Origin of the sequence: Streptomyces sp. NPDC018045 (genome assembly GCF_044327445.1) — a bacterium.
Classification (GTDB): Bacteria; Actinomycetota; Actinomycetes; order Streptomycetales; family Streptomycetaceae; genus Streptomyces.
Map to the genome: position 1 here is coordinate 1 of NZ_JBIRFL010000035.1, position 16,681 is coordinate 16,681.

A 16,681-nucleotide genomic window follows, 5' to 3' on the forward strand; every position below is an offset into this window, starting at 1 on the left:
TTCGGCCTTTCGGCTTCTTCGCGGTTCCAACCTTACCAGACCCGTTCGGCGTTTCCGCCTTTTCCGTATCCGGTCCCTGCTGGAGCGGGGCGGCCGTCCGGCTTTCGCTTTCCGACCTTTCCGACTCTATCAGATCCGATTCACAGTCCGTTTCCGGGCTGAATTCGTTTCCGACTTTATCGGAAGGAGTTTGCCTTTCGGCTGCTCCGACATTATCAGATTGCTCTGGGTCGGAATTCCGTCCCGTCGTGGGCAGCCACCGGACGCTGTCGACGTACCGAGGTTCCCGTTCAGGCGGAGCCGTAAACGTACTGGAGCGGGGCGCCCGGATGCAAATCCGGTTGCCCCGCTCCCGTACGTGTGCAGGTGATCCCCCGAGGGGTCAGACCTCGACGACCACCGGGAGGATCATCGGGCGCCGACGGAAGTTGTCGGAGACCCACTTGCCGATGGCCCGGCGGACGAGCTGCTGGAGCTGGCGAGGCTCCGCAACGCCGTCCTGGGCGGCCTTGGCGAGGATTTCGTCGATCTTGGGAAGCACGGCGGCGAAATCCGCGTCGTCGATGCCGGAGCCGCGGGCCTGGATGTGCGGCCCTCCGACGATCTTGCCGGTGCTGGAGTCCACGACCAGGAACACCGAGATGATGCCCTCGTCACCGAGGATGCGGCGGTCCTTGAGGGAGGACTCGGTGACATCGCCGACCGAGAGGCCGTCGACGTACACGTAACCCGCCTGGACCTTGCCGACGATCTTGGCAACGCCCTTGACCATGTCGACGACGACGCCGTCCTCGGCGATGACGATCCGGTCCTTGGGGACACCGGTCAGCGCGCCGAGTTCGGCGTTGGCGCGCAGGTGACGCCATTCGCCGTGCACCGGCATCAGGTTCTTCGGCTTGCAGATGTTGTAGAAGTACAGCAACTCGCCGGCCGAGGCGTGGCCCGAGACGTGCACCTTGGCGTTGCCCTTGTGGACGACGTTGGCGCCCCAGCGGGTCAGGCCGTTGATGACGCGGTAGACCGCGTTCTCGTTGCCGGGGATCAGCGACGACGCGAGAATCACCGTGTCGCCCGGGACGATACGGATCTGGTGGTCGCGGTTGGCCATCCGGGACAGGGCCGCCATCGGCTCGCCCTGGGACCCCGTGCAGACCAGGACGACCTCGTCGTCCGGCAGGTCGTCGAGGGCCTTGACGTCGACGACCAGCCCGGCCGGGACCTTCAGGTAGCCCAGTTCGCGGGCGATGCCCATGTTGCGGACCATCGAGCGGCCCACGAAGGCGACCCGTCGGCCGTACTCGTGTGCCGCGTCCAGGATCTGCTGGATGCGGTGCACATGGCTGGCGAAGCTGGCCACGATGATGCGCTTCTGGGCGCTCGCGAAGACCTGGCGCAACACGTTGGAGATGTCGCGCTCGGGCGGTACGAAGCCCGGGACCTCGGCGTTCGTGGAGTCGGACAGCAGGAGGTCGATGCCCTCCTCGCCCAGCTTGGCGAACTTCGGGAGGTCCGTCAGGCGGCGGTCCAGCGGGAGCTGGTCCATCTTGAAGTCGCCGGTGTGCACGACCATGCCCGCGGGGGTGCGGATGGCGACCGCGAGGGCGTCCGGGATGGAGTGGTTGACCGCGACGAACTCGCAGTCGAAGGGGCCGATGCCCTCCGTGTCGCCTTCCTTGACCTCCAGCGTGTACGGCCGGATGCGGTGCTCCTGGAGCTTCGCCTCGATGAGGGCGAGGGTCAGCTTGGAGCCGATCAGCGGAATGTCCGGCTTCTCGCGCAGGAGGTAGGGGACACCGCCGATGTGGTCCTCGTGGCCGTGCGTGAGCACGATGCCGTCGATGTCGTCGAGGCGGTCCCTGACGGACGAGAAGTCCGGCAGGATCAGGTCGATTCCGGGCTGCTCCTCCTCGGGGAAAAGCACTCCGCAGTCGACGATCAGCAACCGGCCGCCGTATTCGAAGACCGTCATGTTGCGGCCGATTTCTCCCAGGCCGCCGAGGGGGGTGACGCGCAGGCCGCCCTTGGGAAGCTTCGGCGGTGCGCCGAGCTCAGGATGCGGATGACTCAAAAGACTCTCCTCACCACACACGCCACGTCGCCGGGAGGCACACGTGGCGCGCATGACATTCGTGCACTTGCGGTTTGGCGGTTGTTTTCCGTATTCAGTTGTGAAGTCTGTGGTTAGAGCTGTACCCCGCCGGCAGCGAGATCGCGCTTGAGCTGTTCGGTCTCCTCCGCGGACAGTTCCACCAGCGGCAGGCGCAGCGGCCCGGCGGGCAGGCCCTGGAGGCCGAGCGCGGCCTTGGTCGTGATGACGCCCTGGGTGCGGAACATACCGGTGAAGACGGGCAGCAGCTTCTGGTGGATCTCGGTGGCCTTGGTGACGTCGCCGTGCAGGTGGGCGTCGAGCAGGGCGCGCAGCTCGGGCGTGACGACGTGGCCGACGACCGAGACGAAGCCGACGGCTCCGACGGACAGCAGCGGCAGGTTGAGCATGTCGTCGCCGCTGTACCACGCGAGGTTGGAGCGGGCGATGGCCCAGCTCGCGCGGCCGAGGTCGCCCTTGGCGTCCTTGTTGGCGACGATCCGCGGGTGCTCGGCCAGGCGCACCATGGTCTCGGTGTTGATCGGCACGCCGCTGCGGCCGGGGATGTCGTACAGCATGACCGGCAGGTCGGTCGCGTCCGCGATGGCGGTGAAGTGCCGGAAGAGACCTTCCTGCGGGGGCTTGCTGTAGTACGGCGTCACGGCGAGCAGGCCGTGGGCGCCGGCGTCGCGCGCGGCGCGGGCGAGCTGCAGGCTGTGGTCGGTGTCGTTGGTGCCGGCTCCGGCGACGACGAAGGCCCGGTCTCCGACCGCATCCACCACGGCCCGGACGAGCTGGGCTTTCTCCGCATCGCTGGTGGTCGGTGACTCACCGGTGGTGCCGTTGACGATGAGACCGTCGTTGCCGGAGTCCACCAGATGCGCGGCGAGCTGCTGCGCACCGTCGAGATCGAGAGCGCCATCCGCCGTGAACGGCGTGACCATGGCGGTCAGCACCCGCCCGAAGGGGGTCTGCGGTGTGGAAGTCGGAGCCATGGGCACCACGCTACTCGTAGCTCACCTCGGGTCGCGCCCCTGGGGAGCCGGGATATGGACTCCGGCACTGCTTGCTCGGGGGTTCAAGCAGTGCCGGGTCCGTTTCTTCAGCGTAGATGAACTTCTCAAAATGCCGCAATACGGACACTTGGTACGTCTGTGCGGACCGGTTCGGTCCGGCGGGCGGCGCCCGGTCCGCACACCGGTCCGGCGGGTCGCCGCCGGACGCGGGCCCTTACGGGGCGATACGGCCGTTGGCGTTGAAGGCGGCGTAGGTGAGCGGCATCAGCCGGGCCCAGTGGGCCTCCATCTGCTCGCCGACCATCTCGATCTCACGCTGCGGGAAGGACGGCACGGCCGCCAGCTCGTGCTGGGTGCGCAGCCCGAGGAAGTGCATCAGCGAACGGGCGTTGCAGGTCGCGTACATGGAGGAGTACAGGCCGACCGGCAGGACCGCGCGGGCCACCTCGCGGGCGACGCCGGCGGCCAGCATCTCCTGGTACGCCTCGTACGCCTGCCGGTAGGAGTCCTCCATGGCCTTGCCGGTGAGCGCGTGCTGCTCCGGGGTGCCCGCGACGAACTCGTACTTCCCGGGGCGGCCCTGCTGGACCAGCTTGCGGGACTCCGAGGGGACGTAGAAGACCGGGTCGAGCTGACGGTAGCGGCCGGACTCCTCGTTGTAGGACCAGCCGACGCGGTGCCGCATGAACTCGCGGAAGACGAAGATCGGCGCACCGATGAAGAAGGTCATCGAGTTGTGCTCGAAGGGGCTGCCGTGCCGGTCCCGCATCAGGTAGTTGATCAGGCCCTTGGAGCGCTCCGGATCCTTCTGCAGCTCCTCCAGCGACTGCTCGCCGGCGGTGGAGACGCGGGCCGCCCACAGCACGTCACTGTCCGCGGCGCTGTGCTTGACCAGCTCGACCGTCACCTCGCTCCGGAAGCTGGGGGCCGTGCCTTCGGAGCTTTCGACGCTCTCGGCGGGGGTAGGGGACACCGACGGTTCCTTCCGTTCATTCCACGTGGCGGCCCCAGCCTACGGCCCGCCACTGACAGTCCCGGAAATGCGGCGGGATACCGCGTACCGTACAAAAACGGACTCTGTCTCGCCCGGCTCGTCCTGTGGTTGATATTTTTCACAGAACTTGCAGAAAACGGGCACCAAACGGGCGCGGCAGACGTCTAACCCTGTGACAGTGCCCACTTCGAGGTTCCAAGGAGAGCCCGCTCATGTTCCGCCGGCGAGAGCCAGTGCCGTTCGCCTTCGTCGCCGAGGCCGACCGGTTCCGCAGCAATGTCGCGCCCCCGCCCCGAGAACGCGTCAGTCGTGCCCAGCTCGCGGGCCGGTCCCTGATCGGCCTGACGGTCGTCGGCGGCCTCGCCGGCGCCCTGCTGCTCGGCGTTCCGGCGCTCCAGCAGGAGTCCGGCGGTGTCGGCACGCACCAGTCCGAGGCGGCGCACGGCCGCTGACCCGGCCGGGCGGTCCACGCGCGCACACCGCGCGTGCCGCCCGGCACGAAGTGGTTCCGGCCCGTAAGTCTCGATAACCTCACCGGTCACAGCTTTCGTCTGCGTGCCTGGAGTGAGGATCCGCCGTGCCCCTGACCTTCCTGACGGCCGACCGCGATCTCGACGACCAGGCCGTCGAAGCCCCGCTGCCCCATGCCGGGTCCGACCGCTGGCGCCGTCCCTACCGTCCGGGTCCCGGACGCGTGGGGGCGGCCGCCGTGCTTCTGCTGCTGGCCTCGTTCGTCCTGCTGTCCGCGGTGATCATCGCGGCCGCGGGCGCGCTGCCCGCCGCCGCCGTCTGCGCCGCTGTCGCGGTACTGATCATCGCGCTCGCGCTGCGCTTCCTGCGGGTGGGGATGTGGGTGAGCGCCCACGGCCTGCGGCAGGTGGAGCTGGTGCGCACGACGACGCTGCGCTGGAGCGAGGTGGCGGCCGTCCGTACGGTGCAGCGGCCGGTGCGCTGGCTGGGCCTGCCGCGGACGGTGCAGGGCCAGGCGCTGGTCGTCGACCGGCAGAGCGGCGCTCCGCTGCGGACGCTCGTCACGGACCGCAACGGGGACTTCCTGACGCGCCCCGAGGCGTTCGACCGGGCCGCGGACGTACTGGAGGCGTGGGCGGCGGAGCACCACCGGTAGACGTACCACCGGCGGACGCGGGCCGGGGCCGGCTCCTGGTCGGAAACCGGCCCCGGTGAGCGCTCGCGCCCGTACGGCTCAGGCCCGTACGGGCTTGTCGTCGTGCAGGGCGATGGCCCGCTGCATCGCCTTACGGGCCCGCGGAGTGTCCCGCGCGTCGTGGTAGGCGACCGCCAGCCGGAACCAGGTGCGCCAGTCCTCCGGGGCCCGCTCCGTCTCGGCGCGGCGCCGGTCGAAGACCTCGTCGGCGGAGTCCCGGTCGATGCGGCCGCCCGGGGTGCGCTTCAGTTCGTCGAGCGGCAGCCCGCCCTCGGCCTCCAGCTCACGCGCCAGGCGGCCGGCCTTGCGGGCGAACTGGGTGGTGTGCCAGAGGAACCACACGCCGATGAACGGCAGGATCAGGACGGCGACCCCGAACGCGACGGTCAGCACGGTGCCCTGCTCGATGAGCAGGACGCCCCGGCTGCCGACGAGGCCGAAGTAGACGACCAGGATCGCCGCGAGGACGCAGTAGGTGATCTTTGCACGCACGGTCGGTTCTGCCCGTCAGTCCAGGTCGAGGAAGTTCTCCAGGCCCATGGTCAGGCCGGGAGTGGTCACCACGCGGCGCACGCCGAGCAGGATGCCCGGCATGAAGCTGCTGTGGTGCAGCGAGTCGTGGCGGATGGTGAGGGTCTCCCCCACCCCGCCGAGCAGCACCTCCTGGTGGGCCAGGAGGCCGCGCAGCCGTACGGAGTGGACGGGGATGCCGTCCACGTCCGCGCCGCGGGCGCCGTCCAGCGCGCTGCTCGTGGCGTCCGGCTGCGGCGGGCAGTCCGCGGCGGCGCGGGCCTCGGCGATCAGCTTGGCCGTGCGGGCCGCGGTGCCCGAGGGGGCGTCGGCCTTGTTCGGGTGGTGCAGCTCGATGACCTCGGCCGATTCGAAGAACCGGGCCGCCTGTTGCGCGAACCGCATGGTCAGCACCGCGCCGATGGAGAAGTTCGGGGCGATGAGCACGCCCGTACGGGGCGACGCGTCGAGCCGGCCGCGCAGCTCCGCGAGACGTTCGTCGGTCCAGCCGGTGGTGCCGACGACGCCGTGGATGCCGTTGCGGACGCAGAACTCCAGGTTTCGCATGACCGCGTCCGGGTGGGTCAGCTCGACCGCGACCTGGGCACCGGCCTCGGTCAGCGTCTCCAGCTCGTCGCCCCGCCCCAGGGCCGCGACCAGTTCCATGTCCTCGGCGGCCTCGACGGCCCGTACGGCCTCGGAGCCGATGCGGCCCTTGGCGCCGAGTACGGCCACGCGCAGCTTGCTCATCGTTTCCCGCTCTCTCTTTCCCAGTACTCCTGGTACGCCTGATACGTGAGGTCAGGCGACCGCGTCGTGCAGCCGGTCCGCCTGCCGGTCCTTCAGCGGGCCGATGACGGACAGCGACGGGCGCTGCCCCAGTACATCGCGGGCGAGTTCCCGTACCTCGTCCGGGGTGACCGCCGCTATCCGGGCCAGCATGTCGTCGACCGACATCTGGGCGCCCCAGCACAGCTCGCTCTTGCCGATGCGGTTCATCAGCGCGCCGGTGTCCTCCAGGCCGAGCACCGTCGAACCGCGCAGTTGCCCGATCGCCCGGCGGATCTCGTCGTCCGACAGGCCCTCGGCCGCGACCTGGTCGAGCTGGTCGCGGCAGATCTTCAGGACGTCGTCGACCTGGTTCGGGCGGCAGCCCGCGTACACGCCGAACAGGCCGCAGTCGGCGTAGCCGGAGGTGTACGAGTACACGCTGTAGGCCAGGCCGCGCTTTTCCCGTACCTCCTGGAAGAGGCGGGAACTCATGCCGCCGCCGAGGGCCGTGTTCAGCACGCCCATGGCCCAGCGGCGGTCGTCGGTGCGGGCCAGGCCCGGCACGCCGAGGATCACGTGGGCCTGCTCGGCCTTGCGGTTGAGCAGCTCCACGCGGCCCGCCGTACGGATGGTCCGGGAACCGTCGCGCGGGGCCACCGGAACGGCGTCCGTACGGTCGAGGGCACCGGCCTTGTCGAAGGCGGCGCGGACCATGCGGACGACCTTGGCGTGGTCGACGTTGCCGGCGGCGGCGACGACCAGGCGGGTGGGGTCGTAGTGCTTCTTGTAGAAGCGGCGGATGCGTTCGGGGCTGAGGGCGTTGACCGTGTCGACGGAGCCGAGGACCGGGCGGCCGAGGGGCGTGTCGCCGAGCATGGTGTGCGCGAACAGGTCGTGCACGCAGTCGCCCGGGTCGTCCTCGGTCATCGCGATCTCTTCGAGGATCACGCCGCGCTCGGCGTCGACGTCGGCGGGCTCGATGAGCGAGCCGGTCAGCATGTCGCAGACCACGTCGATGGCGAGCGGCAGGTCGGTGTCCAGCACCCGCGCGTAGTAGCAGGTGTACTCCTTCGCCGTGAAGGCGTTCATCTCGCCGCCGACCTCGTCGATGGCGGCGGAGATGTCCAGCGCGCTGCGCTTCCTGGTGCCCTTGAAGAGCAGGTGCTCCAGGTAGTGGGTGGCGCCGTTCAGCGAGGGCGTCTCGTCGCGGGAGCCGACGTTGGCCCAGATGCCGAAGGTGACGGAGCGTACGGAGGGCAGGGTCTCGGTGACCACGCGCAGGCCGCCGGGCAGGACCGTCTTGCGGACCGTGCCGGCGCCGTTGGTCCCCTTGAGAAGCGTTTGGGTACGGGCGACGGCCCGCCCCTCCGAAGAGGTGCGGGCCGTCGTCCGTGAGCTACGGGACGTCACTTGGCGGCGTCGTCCTTCGCGTCGTCGTCTTCACCCTCGATGACCGGGGCCAGCGACAGCTTGCCGCGCTGGTCGATCTCGGCGATCTCGACCTGGACCTTGGCGCCCACGGCGAGCACGTCCTCGACGTTCTCCACGCGCTTGCCGCCGGCCAGCTTGCGGATCTGCGAGATGTGCAGCAGGCCGTCCTTGCCCGGGAGCAGGGAGACGAACGCACCGAAGGTGGTGGTCTTGACGACCGTGCCCAGGTAGCGCTCGCCGACCTCCGGCATGGTCGGGTTGGCGATGCCGTTGATCGTGGCGCGGGCGGCCTCGGCGGCCGGGCCGTCGGCGGCACCGATGTAGATGGTGCCGTCGTCCTCGATCGTGATGTCGGCGCCGGTGTCCTCCTGGATCTGGTTGATCATCTTGCCCTTGGGGCCGATGACCTCACCGATCTTGTCCACCGGGATCTTGACGGTGATGATGCGCGGCGCGTTCGGGGACATCTCGTCCGGAACGTCGATCGCCTCGTTCATCACGTCGAGGATGTGCAGACGCGCGTCACGGGCCTGCTTCAGCGCGGCGGCCAGGACCGAGGCGGGGATGCCGTCGAGCTTGGTGTCGAGCTGGAGCGCGGTCACGAACTGCTTCGTACCGGCGACCTTGAAGTCCATGTCGCCGAAAGCGTCCTCCGCACCGAGGATGTCGGTGAGGGCGACGTAGTGCGTCTTGCCGTCGATCTCCTGGGAGATCAGGCCCATGGCGATACCGGCGACCGGGGCCTTGAGCGGCACACCGGCGTTCAGCAGCGACATCGTCGAGGCGCAGACCGAGCCCATCGAGGTCGAGCCGTTGGAGCCCAGCGCCTCGGAGACCTGGCGGATGGCGTACGGGAACTCCTCGCGCGTCGGCAGCACCGGCACGATGGCGCGCTCGGCGAGCGCGCCGTGGCCGATCTCGCGGCGCTTGGGCGAGCCCACGCGGCCGGTCTCGCCGACCGAGTACGGCGGGAAGTTGTAGTTGTGCATGTAGCGCTTGCGCGTCACCGGGGAGAGGGTGTCGAGCTGCTGCTCCATGCGGAGCATGTTCAGGGTGGTGACGCCCAGGATCTGGGTCTCGCCACGCTCGAACAGCGCCGAGCCGTGCACGCGCGGGATCGCCTCGACCTCGGCGGCGAGCGTACGGATGTCCGTCACGCCACGGCCGTCGATGCGGACCTTGTCCTTGATGACGCGCTCACGCACGAGGGACTTGGTCAGCGCGCGGTAGGCGGCGGAGATCTCCTTCTCGCGGCCCTCGAACTGCGGCAGCAGCTTCTCGGCGGCCACGGCCTTGACGCGGTCCAGCTCCGCCTCGCGGTCCTGCTTGCCCGCGATGGTCAGCGCCTGCGCCAGCTCGCCCTTGACGGCGGCGGTCAGCGCCTCCAGGACGTCGTCCTGGAAGTCGAGGAAGACCGGGAACTCGCCGACCGGCTTCGCGGCCTTGGCGGCCAGGTCCGACTGGGCCTTGCACAGCACCTTGATGAAGGGCTTGGCGGCCTCCAGGCCGGCGGCGACGACCTCCTCGGTGGGGGCCTCGGCGCCGTCCTTGACGAGCTGGATGGTCTTCTCGGTGGCCTCGGCCTCGACCATCATGATCGCGACGTCGCCGTCCGGGAGGACCCGGCCGGCCACGACCATGTCGAAGACCGCGTTCTCCAGCTCGGTGTGGGTCGGGAAGGCGACCCACTGGCCGTTGATCAGCGCGACACGGGTGCCGCCGATCGGGCCGGAGAAGGGCAGGCCGGCGAGCTGCGTGGAGCAGGAGGCGGCGTTGATGGCGACCACGTCGTAGAGGTGATCGGGGTTGAGCGCCATGATCGTCTCGACGATCTGGATCTCGTTGCGCAGGCCCTTCTTGAAGGAGGGGCGCAGCGGCCGGTCGATCAGGCGGCAGGTGAGGATCGCGTCCTCGGAGGGCCGGCCCTCACGGCGGAAGAAGGAGCCGGGGATCTTGCCGGCCGCGTACATGCGCTCTTCGACGTCCACCGTCAGGGGGAAGAAGTCGAGCTGGTCCTTGGGCGTCTTGGACGCGCTGGTGGCCGACAGCACCATGGTGTCGTCGTCCAGGTACGCGACGGCGGAGCCGGCGGCCTGCTTGGCCAGGCGGCCCGTCTCGAAGCGGATGGTGCGGGTGCCGAAGGAGCCGTTGTCGATGACGGCCTCGGCGTAGTGGGTCTCGTTCTCCACCAGGGATATCTCCTCGTCTGCGTCCACCGCCCGTGTGGCGGCGGACCTTCTTCGGTGGAGCGCCGGGGTTGCGGGCCGGTCTTCGATCGAAGCACCCGGATACAGGGCCGCGCGGTCGTCCGCGCGCCATCCGGGGGCCACTACCGAGGACCGGCGGCTGAAGGGCGCCCCACCTCGTTCTCTATGGCGTTATGGGACCAGACTACAAAGCTCCGGTCCACCAGGCAGGGGACCGGACGTCCGGTGCGTACGGCAAAGGGAGCGGCCCCCGGGTGTGGGAACCGCTCCCTTCACGTCGTCTTACTTGGCGCCCGCCGCGCCGCGGCGGATGCCCAGGCGCTCGACCAGCGCACGGAAGCGCGTGATGTCCTTCTTCGCCAGGTACTGCAGCAGGCGGCGGCGCTGGCCGACCAGGAGCAGCAGACCACGGCGCGAGTGGTGGTCGTGCTTGTGGACCTTGAGGTGCTCGGTCAGGTCCGAGATGCGGCGGGAGAGCATCGCGACCTGGACCTCGGGGGAGCCGGTGTCGCCCTCCTTGGTGGCGAACTCGGCCATGATCTGCTTCTTCGTAGCGGCGTCGAGCGACACGCGGTACTCCTCTGGGAATCCATCGGCCCGGGAGCGCCCCTGGATTTGCTTCACAGGGGATCTTGGATGACTCACCGAAGGCCGTCACCCAGAGTACCAGCTACGAACGGCCCCCTGACCGGTCGGTCGGAGGGCCGTGCGGACGGGTGACCCCTTGTCGCGGGCGGGTCATCCGTACGAGGAGCTTTTCGTGGCCGCCTAGGAGGAGCCGGTCAGGCCGCGCACGGTGCCGTACACGTCCAGGACCGCCAGGCACAGCGGCACCAGCGACAGCAGGACGACCCCGTCGAAGATGTCGAAGACGCGGCCCCAGAAGGGGGTGACGCCCTTGCGCGGGACGATCAGACCCACTCCGACCAGGATGGCGGCGCCGGCCGCGATGCTGCTGGAGAACCAGACCGTACGGATGTTGAGCGGGCCGGAGTCCCCGAAGCGGGCGAGGTCGGCGAGGATGTCGACCGGCGGGTGCAGCGCGATGCCCAGGATGAGCAACACGATCGTCAGGATGCCGGCGATCGTCAGGCAGGCGACCTGGGCGGTGTAGTCGAAGAGCCGGGCCCGCAGCATGATCGTGATGCCCGCGGCCAGCGCCAGCAACTGCGCCCAGCCGTTGTCGGAGAAGCCGAGCACGACACCGGCGGCGCCGACGACCAGCGCGGAACAGCCCGCGACCAGGCCGAGCAGGAGTTCATGGCCGCGCTTGGCCTGGTTGCCGATCTTGACGAAGTCGACGGACTCGGTCGCCGCGCTCTGTTCGCCGTCGGTGTGCGGGCCGGCGGCGATCTGGTCGGGCGACTTGTAGCCGATGGGCAGCCGGGCGAAGCGTGAGGACAGGCCGGGCAGCCAGGCGACCACGGCGATGGCGACCACGGCGGTGACCGCGGCGACCTCGCGCGGCTCGGCCTCGGTGAGGATGGAGGCGAAGACCGCGAGGGTGCCGATGGTGGCCAGGAAGGCGGCGGCCACGAAGGGCGCGTCGCCGCGCGGCAGCAGGACCACCAGGAGTACGGACGCGATCAGCACGGTCACGCAGCCGACCAGGAACTGCAGCCGGCCGGGGCCCTCACCGTCGGTCACCGGCATGATCCCGGAGCCGGCGAGCAGCAGGTGCGGCAGCGAGGCCAGGCCCAGCGCGATGGACGAGGCGTGGTCGTCGTAGACCCGGGCCCGTACGCCGGACAGGGCGACCAGGACGATGCCGGTGACGCCGGCGATGATGCCGGGCAGGCGGTGCATGTCGCGGTCGACCGGGTTCGAGAACCACAGGGCGAACGCCATCATGACGAGCAGCAGCACGCCGGCGGTGAGGCCGACGATGTTCATCAGGTCGTCGCTCCACCGGTTGCGGCTGCGCTTGACCGCGGAGGCGACGGCGTCCGAGACGTCGTCGAAGACGGGCAGCGGCAGCGACTCGGCGAACGGGCGCAGCAGGAGCAGGTCGCCGTCGAGGATGCGCTGCTGGGCGAGGGATTGCCCCGCGTCCAGGACGGTGCCGTCACGGCGCACCAGGTGGTATCCGGTGGGGGCGCCCTCCGCCTGGGACTGGCCGGAGAGTCGCAGGATCTCCGGATAAATATCGACGAGTGCGACATCCTCCGGCAGTGCCACGTCGATCCGTGCGTCCGGCGCGGCGACTGTGACCCGGCAGAAGCCGGTGCCTGTAGTCGTGCTCACCTGGCGGTTCCCCCTATCCGTTGGGCAGTTTGTCGCGTGCGTGCCTTATATATAGGGGCGCCGCCACCGTGCCTTAAATAAGGGACGTCGTTACGGGGCCTTGGGCGCGCTCGCGAGGCGTCAGCGTACCCCCCAATTAGGCCGCCGCCCCACCCGCCCCGGCACTTGACCGTTAACAGTAGGATCAACGCCTGCGTCGGGCCATGGACTTGGTCCGGGGGACCGTCGAACCAACGGGGGCGGTCCGAGACTGCGAGATGCATGAAGGACTGATGCCTCGGTGAGCGTTGTCATCGTCAAGCGCCCGCCCCGCGCGCTTCCACCTGATATCCCCGGTGAGGAGTTGACGCTCGAAGCTCCGCCGGAGCTGCCTCGCGAAGGCGAGGACAACATGCTGATGAACCTCATGCCGATGATGGGCATGGCGGGTTCGGCGGGTTTCCTGTTCATGGGCACCCAGCCGTTCATGAAGATCATGGGCGGCGTGATGGTGGTTTCCACCCTCGCGATGGCTATTGTCCAGATCGTCAAGGCCCGCCAAGGGCCTTCCGGGCAAATGCTCCAGGAGCGTCAGGATTACCTCAAATACCTGGCGCAGAAGCGAAAGGAAGTACGCCGCACCGCGCGCAAACAGCGTGACGCACAGCTTTTCATCCACCCCGATCCGGGCCAATTGTGGTCGATCGTCGCCGAAGGCAAACGGGTGTGGGAACGCCGGGCGTCCGACCCGGACTTCGCACAGGTGCGCATGGGGCTGGGGCCGCAGCAACTGGCCACTCCCCTGAAGGCGCCGGAGACCGCGCCGGTCGACGAGCTGGAACCGCTCACCGCGCACGCGATGAAGGAGTTCCTCGACAAGCACGGGTACCTCGACTCGCTGCCGCTCGCGGTCTCGCTGCGCGCCTTCTACCACCTGACGATCTCGGGCGACCCGGACACCGTGTACGGGTCCGCGCGCGCCATCCTCGCGCAGTTGTGCACCCTGCACTCGCCGGAGGACCTGGTCGTCGCCGTGGTGGCCGCGCCGGGCGCGCAGGCCGAGTGGGAGTGGACCAAGTGGCTGCCCCACGTACAGGACAAGACCACCGACGGCGCCGGCACCCGCCGGCTCGTCGTCGGTGACCTGGGCGAGATCGAGGAACTGCTCGCCGACGACCTGGAGGGCCGCGGCCGCTTCAACCCGCAGGGCACACCGGTCACCGACACCCCGCACGTGGTGGTCGTGCTGGACGCCGGCGAAGTGCCGATGGACTCGGTGATCGCCGGGGCCGAGGGCCTCCAGGGCGTGACGATCCTGGAGGTCGTACCGGGCGACCTGGACGAGATCCGGGGCGGCCTGGCCGTCCAGGTGCGGCCGGGCAAGCTGGTGCTGGAGTCGGCGGGCGGCGCGGTCTACAACGGCGTCGTGGACACCCTGTCGGTCTCCGAGGCGGAGTCGCTGGCCCGCCAGCTCGCGCCGCTGCGGGCCGGTTCGGGCGCCGACGGCGAGGAGCCGCTGCTGTCCAACCTGGACTTCACGGACCTGATGAACATCGGCGACGCCGGCGCGGTGGACGTCTCGCGCACCTGGCGCCCGCGCACGCTGCACGAGCGGCTGCGGGTGCCGATCGGTGTCGACAAGGACGGCCAGCCCGTCATGCTCGACATCAAGGAGGCCTCCCAGGAGGGCATGGGCCCGCACGGCCTGTGCGTCGGCGCGACCGGTTCCGGCAAGTCCGAGGTGCTGCGCACCCTGGTGCTGGCCCTCGCGGTCACCCACTCCTCGGAGACGCTGAACTTCATCCTCGCGGACTTCAAGGGCGGCGCCACCTTCACCGGCATGTCCGACATGCCGCACGTCGCCGCGGTCATCACCAACCTGGCCGACGACGTCAGCCTGATCGACCGCATGCGCGACTCGATCACCGGTGAGCTGCAGCGCCGTCAGGAGCTGCTGCGCTCGGCGGGCAACTACGCCAACATCACCGACTACGAGAAGGCACGTGCCGCCGGCGCCCCGCTGGACCCGCTGCCCTCGCTGGTGATGGTGCTCGACGAGTTCTCCGAGCTGCTGACCGCCAAGCCGGACTTCATCGACATGTTCATCCAGATCGGCCGGATCGGCCGTTCGATGGGCGTGCACATGCTGCTCGCCTCGCAGCGCCTCGAAGAGGGCAAGCTGCGCGGCCTGGACACCTTCCTGTCCTACCGGCTGGGTCTGCGGACGTTCTCCGCCGCCGAGTCCCGTACGGCGATCGGTGTGCCGGACGCGTACCACCTGCCCAACGTGCCGGGCTCCGGCATCCTGAAGTACGACACCGAGACGATGGTGCAGTTCAAGGCCGCGTACGTGTCCGGCCCCTACCGCGGGCCCGGCGCCGGCGGTGGCGGCGGTGGCGGCCGTACGAACCGGATGCCGGTGCCGTTCACCGCGTCGCCGGTGCTGGCGCCGATCGTCGAGGAGATCATCGCCGAGGAGCCGTCGCTCACCCAGCAGCAGGACGACGCGCTGGCCGACACCGTCCTGGACGTGATCGTCCAGCGGATGCAGGGCCAGGGCCCGCCGGCGCACCAGGTGTGGCTGCCGCCGCTGGACGAGTCCCCCACGGTCAACCAGTTGCTCCCGGCGCTCGCCGTCACGCCCGAGCGGGGCGTGCACGCCCCGGAGTACACGGCGCTCGGCAAGCTGGTCGTGCCGGTCGCGCTGGTGGACAAGCCGTTCGAGCAGCGGCGCGACGTGATGTACCTGGACTTCTCCGCGGGCGCCGGTCACGGCCTGGTCGTCGGTGGACCGCAGTCCGGCAAGTCGACGCTGATCCGTTCCGCCATGGCGGGCTTCGCGCTCACCCACACCCCGGCCGAGGTGCAGATCTACTGCCTCGACTTCGGCGGCGGCGGCATGCTGGCCATGGAGGGGCTGCCGCACGTCGGCGGGGTCGCCTCCCGGCTGGACGCGGAGAAGGTCCGCCGTACGGTCGCCGAGGTCGTCGGCATCCTCAACGCGCGGGAGGAGTTCTTCCGCGCCAACTCCATCGACTCCATGGGGACCTACCGCCAGCGGCGCGCCGCTGGCGCGTTCCCGGACCAGAAGTGGGGCGACGTCTTCCTCGTCATCGACGGCTGGGGCACCTTCAAGACCGACTACGAGCAGCTCGACCCGGTCATCCTGGACATCGCCGGCCGCGGTCTGGGCTTCGGCATCCACCTGATCCTGGGCGCCTCCCGCTACACCGAGGTGCGGCCGGCGCTGCGCGACCAGCTCCTGAACCGCGTCGAGCTGCGGCTCGGTGACCCGATGGAGTCGGAGTTCGACCGCAAGCGCGCGGAGAACGTGCCGATGGGCCGTCCGGGCCGGGGCCTGTCCCCCGAGAAGCTGGACTACCTGGCGGCGCTGCCGCGCATCGACGGTGTCCAGGAGGCGGAGAGCCTCAGCGACGGCATGGCGCACCTGGTGGCCACCGTCAAGGAGCACTGGCAGGGCGAGCCCGCCCCGAAGGTGCGGATGCTGCCGACGCTGCTGCCGGCGAGCGACCTGCCCAAGGGCGGCGACTACCCGGAGCACGGCATCGCGATCGGTGTCGACGAGACCACGCTGTCCCCGGCGTTCATCGACTTCGAGACCGACCCGCTGCTGGTCATCTACGGCGAGAGCGAGTCCGGCAAGTCCTCGCTGCTGCGTCTGATCGCCAAGCAGATCGCGGAGCGCTACCCGTCGGACAAGGCGCTCATGGTGGTCTCGGACTACCGGCGCGCGCTGCTCGGCGAGATCCCCGAGAGCCACATGTACAAGTACTGTGCCGCGGGGCCGCAGCTTCAGGAGGTCATCACCGGGCTGGCCGGTTCGCTGGGCCGCCGTATGCCGGGTCCGGACGTCACGCCGGAGCAGCTCCGCAACCGCAGTTGGTACGACCTGCCGGACGCGTTCGTGATCGTGGACGACTACGACCTGGTGGCGACCAGCAGCGGCAACCCGCTGCAGCCGCTGCTGGAGTACCTGCCGTTCGCCCGCGACCTGGGCCTGCGCCTGATCCTGGCGCGCAGTTCCTCGGGGGCCGGACGGTCCTCCTTCGAGCCCGTGATGCAGCGGACGAAGGAGCTGGGCGCTCAGGGCCTGATCCTTTCGGGTGACCCGGGCGAGGGCCCGCTGATGGGCAACATCAAGGCGACCAGCCTGACGCCGGGACGTGCGCACTTCATCACGCGCAAGCGCGGTGCGCAGTTGGTGCAGACCGGGTGGCTGCCGGCCCACAGCGGCTGACGGCCCGTGCGGCGCCGCTC

12 protein-coding genes are annotated in these 16,681 nt (G+C 69.6%); 3 read left to right on the forward strand and 9 right to left on the reverse strand.

From position 1 onward, the window contains the following. Positions 1-382 precede the first annotated feature (382 nt). The 3 genes from ACH4EB_RS35335 to thyX all read right to left on the reverse strand — a co-directional run bounded on the left by ACH4EB_RS35335 (position 383) and on the right by thyX (position 4,075). The gene (locus ACH4EB_RS35335; protein WP_398352446.1) at positions 383-2,068 is read right to left on the reverse strand and encodes a ribonuclease J; all 1,686 of its coding nucleotides are present in this window, start codon (positions 2,066-2,068) and stop codon (positions 383-385) included. Between the two features lie 113 nt (positions 2,069-2,181). Then, positions 2,182-3,081: a 4-hydroxy-tetrahydrodipicolinate synthase gene (gene dapA / locus ACH4EB_RS35340; protein ID WP_398352447.1), complete on the reverse strand. Its 900-nt coding sequence runs from the start codon at positions 3,079-3,081 to the stop codon at positions 2,182-2,184. 235 nt (positions 3,082-3,316) lie between these two features. Beyond that, positions 3,317-4,075, reverse strand: coding sequence for an FAD-dependent thymidylate synthase (thyX, locus tag ACH4EB_RS35345; RefSeq protein WP_398352449.1), 759 nt, complete (start codon positions 4,073-4,075; stop codon positions 3,317-3,319). Between the two features lie 233 nt (positions 4,076-4,308). On the opposite strand from thyX, the gene ACH4EB_RS35350 reads away from it, so the two are divergent. After that, entirely contained in the window at positions 4,309-4,548 is a 240-nt protein-coding gene (locus ACH4EB_RS35350; RefSeq protein ID WP_398352450.1) for a hypothetical protein, read from the forward strand. A gap of 125 nt (positions 4,549-4,673) precedes the next feature. Continuing rightward, the gene (locus ACH4EB_RS35355; protein WP_398352452.1) at positions 4,674-5,222 is read left to right on the forward strand and encodes a hypothetical protein; all 549 of its coding nucleotides are present in this window, start codon (positions 4,674-4,676) and stop codon (positions 5,220-5,222) included. 78 nt (positions 5,223-5,300) lie between these two features. Here the strand turns inward: ACH4EB_RS35355 and ACH4EB_RS35360 are convergent, their stop codons facing one another. The 6 genes from ACH4EB_RS35360 to eccD all read right to left on the reverse strand — a co-directional run bounded on the left by ACH4EB_RS35360 (position 5,301) and on the right by eccD (position 12,424). Further along, positions 5,301-5,753, reverse strand: a complete 453-nt coding sequence (locus ACH4EB_RS35360) for a hypothetical protein (protein ID WP_398352453.1) — start codon at positions 5,751-5,753, stop codon at positions 5,301-5,303. 15 nt (positions 5,754-5,768) lie between these two features. After that, positions 5,769-6,521 (reverse strand): 4-hydroxy-tetrahydrodipicolinate reductase, encoded by a 753-nt coding sequence (gene dapB / locus ACH4EB_RS35365; RefSeq protein WP_398352454.1) that lies wholly within the window; start codon positions 6,519-6,521, stop codon positions 5,769-5,771. Positions 6,522-6,572: 51 nt separating this feature from the next. Next, a complete protein-coding gene (locus tag ACH4EB_RS35370; RefSeq protein WP_398352455.1) occupies positions 6,573-7,952 on the reverse strand; it encodes a M16 family metallopeptidase in 1,380 nt (459 codons plus the stop codon). Next, positions 7,949-10,162, reverse strand: coding sequence for a polyribonucleotide nucleotidyltransferase (locus ACH4EB_RS35375; protein ID WP_398352505.1), 2,214 nt, complete (start codon positions 10,160-10,162; stop codon positions 7,949-7,951). Before ACH4EB_RS35375 ends, ACH4EB_RS35370 begins: the two co-directional genes overlap by 4 nt. 300 nt (positions 10,163-10,462) lie before the next feature. Next, the gene (rpsO, locus tag ACH4EB_RS35380; protein ID WP_003982664.1) at positions 10,463-10,750 is read right to left on the reverse strand and encodes a 30S ribosomal protein S15; all 288 of its coding nucleotides are present in this window, start codon (positions 10,748-10,750) and stop codon (positions 10,463-10,465) included. Between the two features lie 198 nt (positions 10,751-10,948). After that, a complete protein-coding gene (gene eccD, locus ACH4EB_RS35385) occupies positions 10,949-12,424 on the reverse strand; it encodes a type VII secretion integral membrane protein EccD (RefSeq protein WP_398352457.1) in 1,476 nt (491 codons plus the stop codon). A 280-nt stretch (positions 12,425-12,704) separates the two neighbouring features. On the opposite strand from eccD, the gene eccCa reads away from it, so the two are divergent. Then, entirely contained in the window at positions 12,705-16,661 is a 3,957-nt protein-coding gene (gene eccCa, locus ACH4EB_RS35390; RefSeq protein WP_398352458.1) for a type VII secretion protein EccCa, read from the forward strand. The last annotated feature ends 20 nt before the right edge of the window (positions 16,662-16,681 follow it).

Bases quoted from the DNA above. Each gene is read 5' to 3' on its own strand.
- dapA (WP_398352447.1), bottom strand. From the start codon at position 3,081: ATGGCTCCGACTTCCACACCGCAGACCCCCTTCGGGCGGGTGCTGACC.
- ACH4EB_RS35350 (WP_398352450.1), top strand. From the start codon at position 4,309: ATGTTCCGCCGGCGAGAGCCAGTGCCGTTCGCCTTCGTCGCCGAGGCC.
- dapB (WP_398352454.1), bottom strand. From the start codon at position 6,521: ATGAGCAAGCTGCGCGTGGCCGTACTCGGCGCCAAGGGCCGCATCGGC.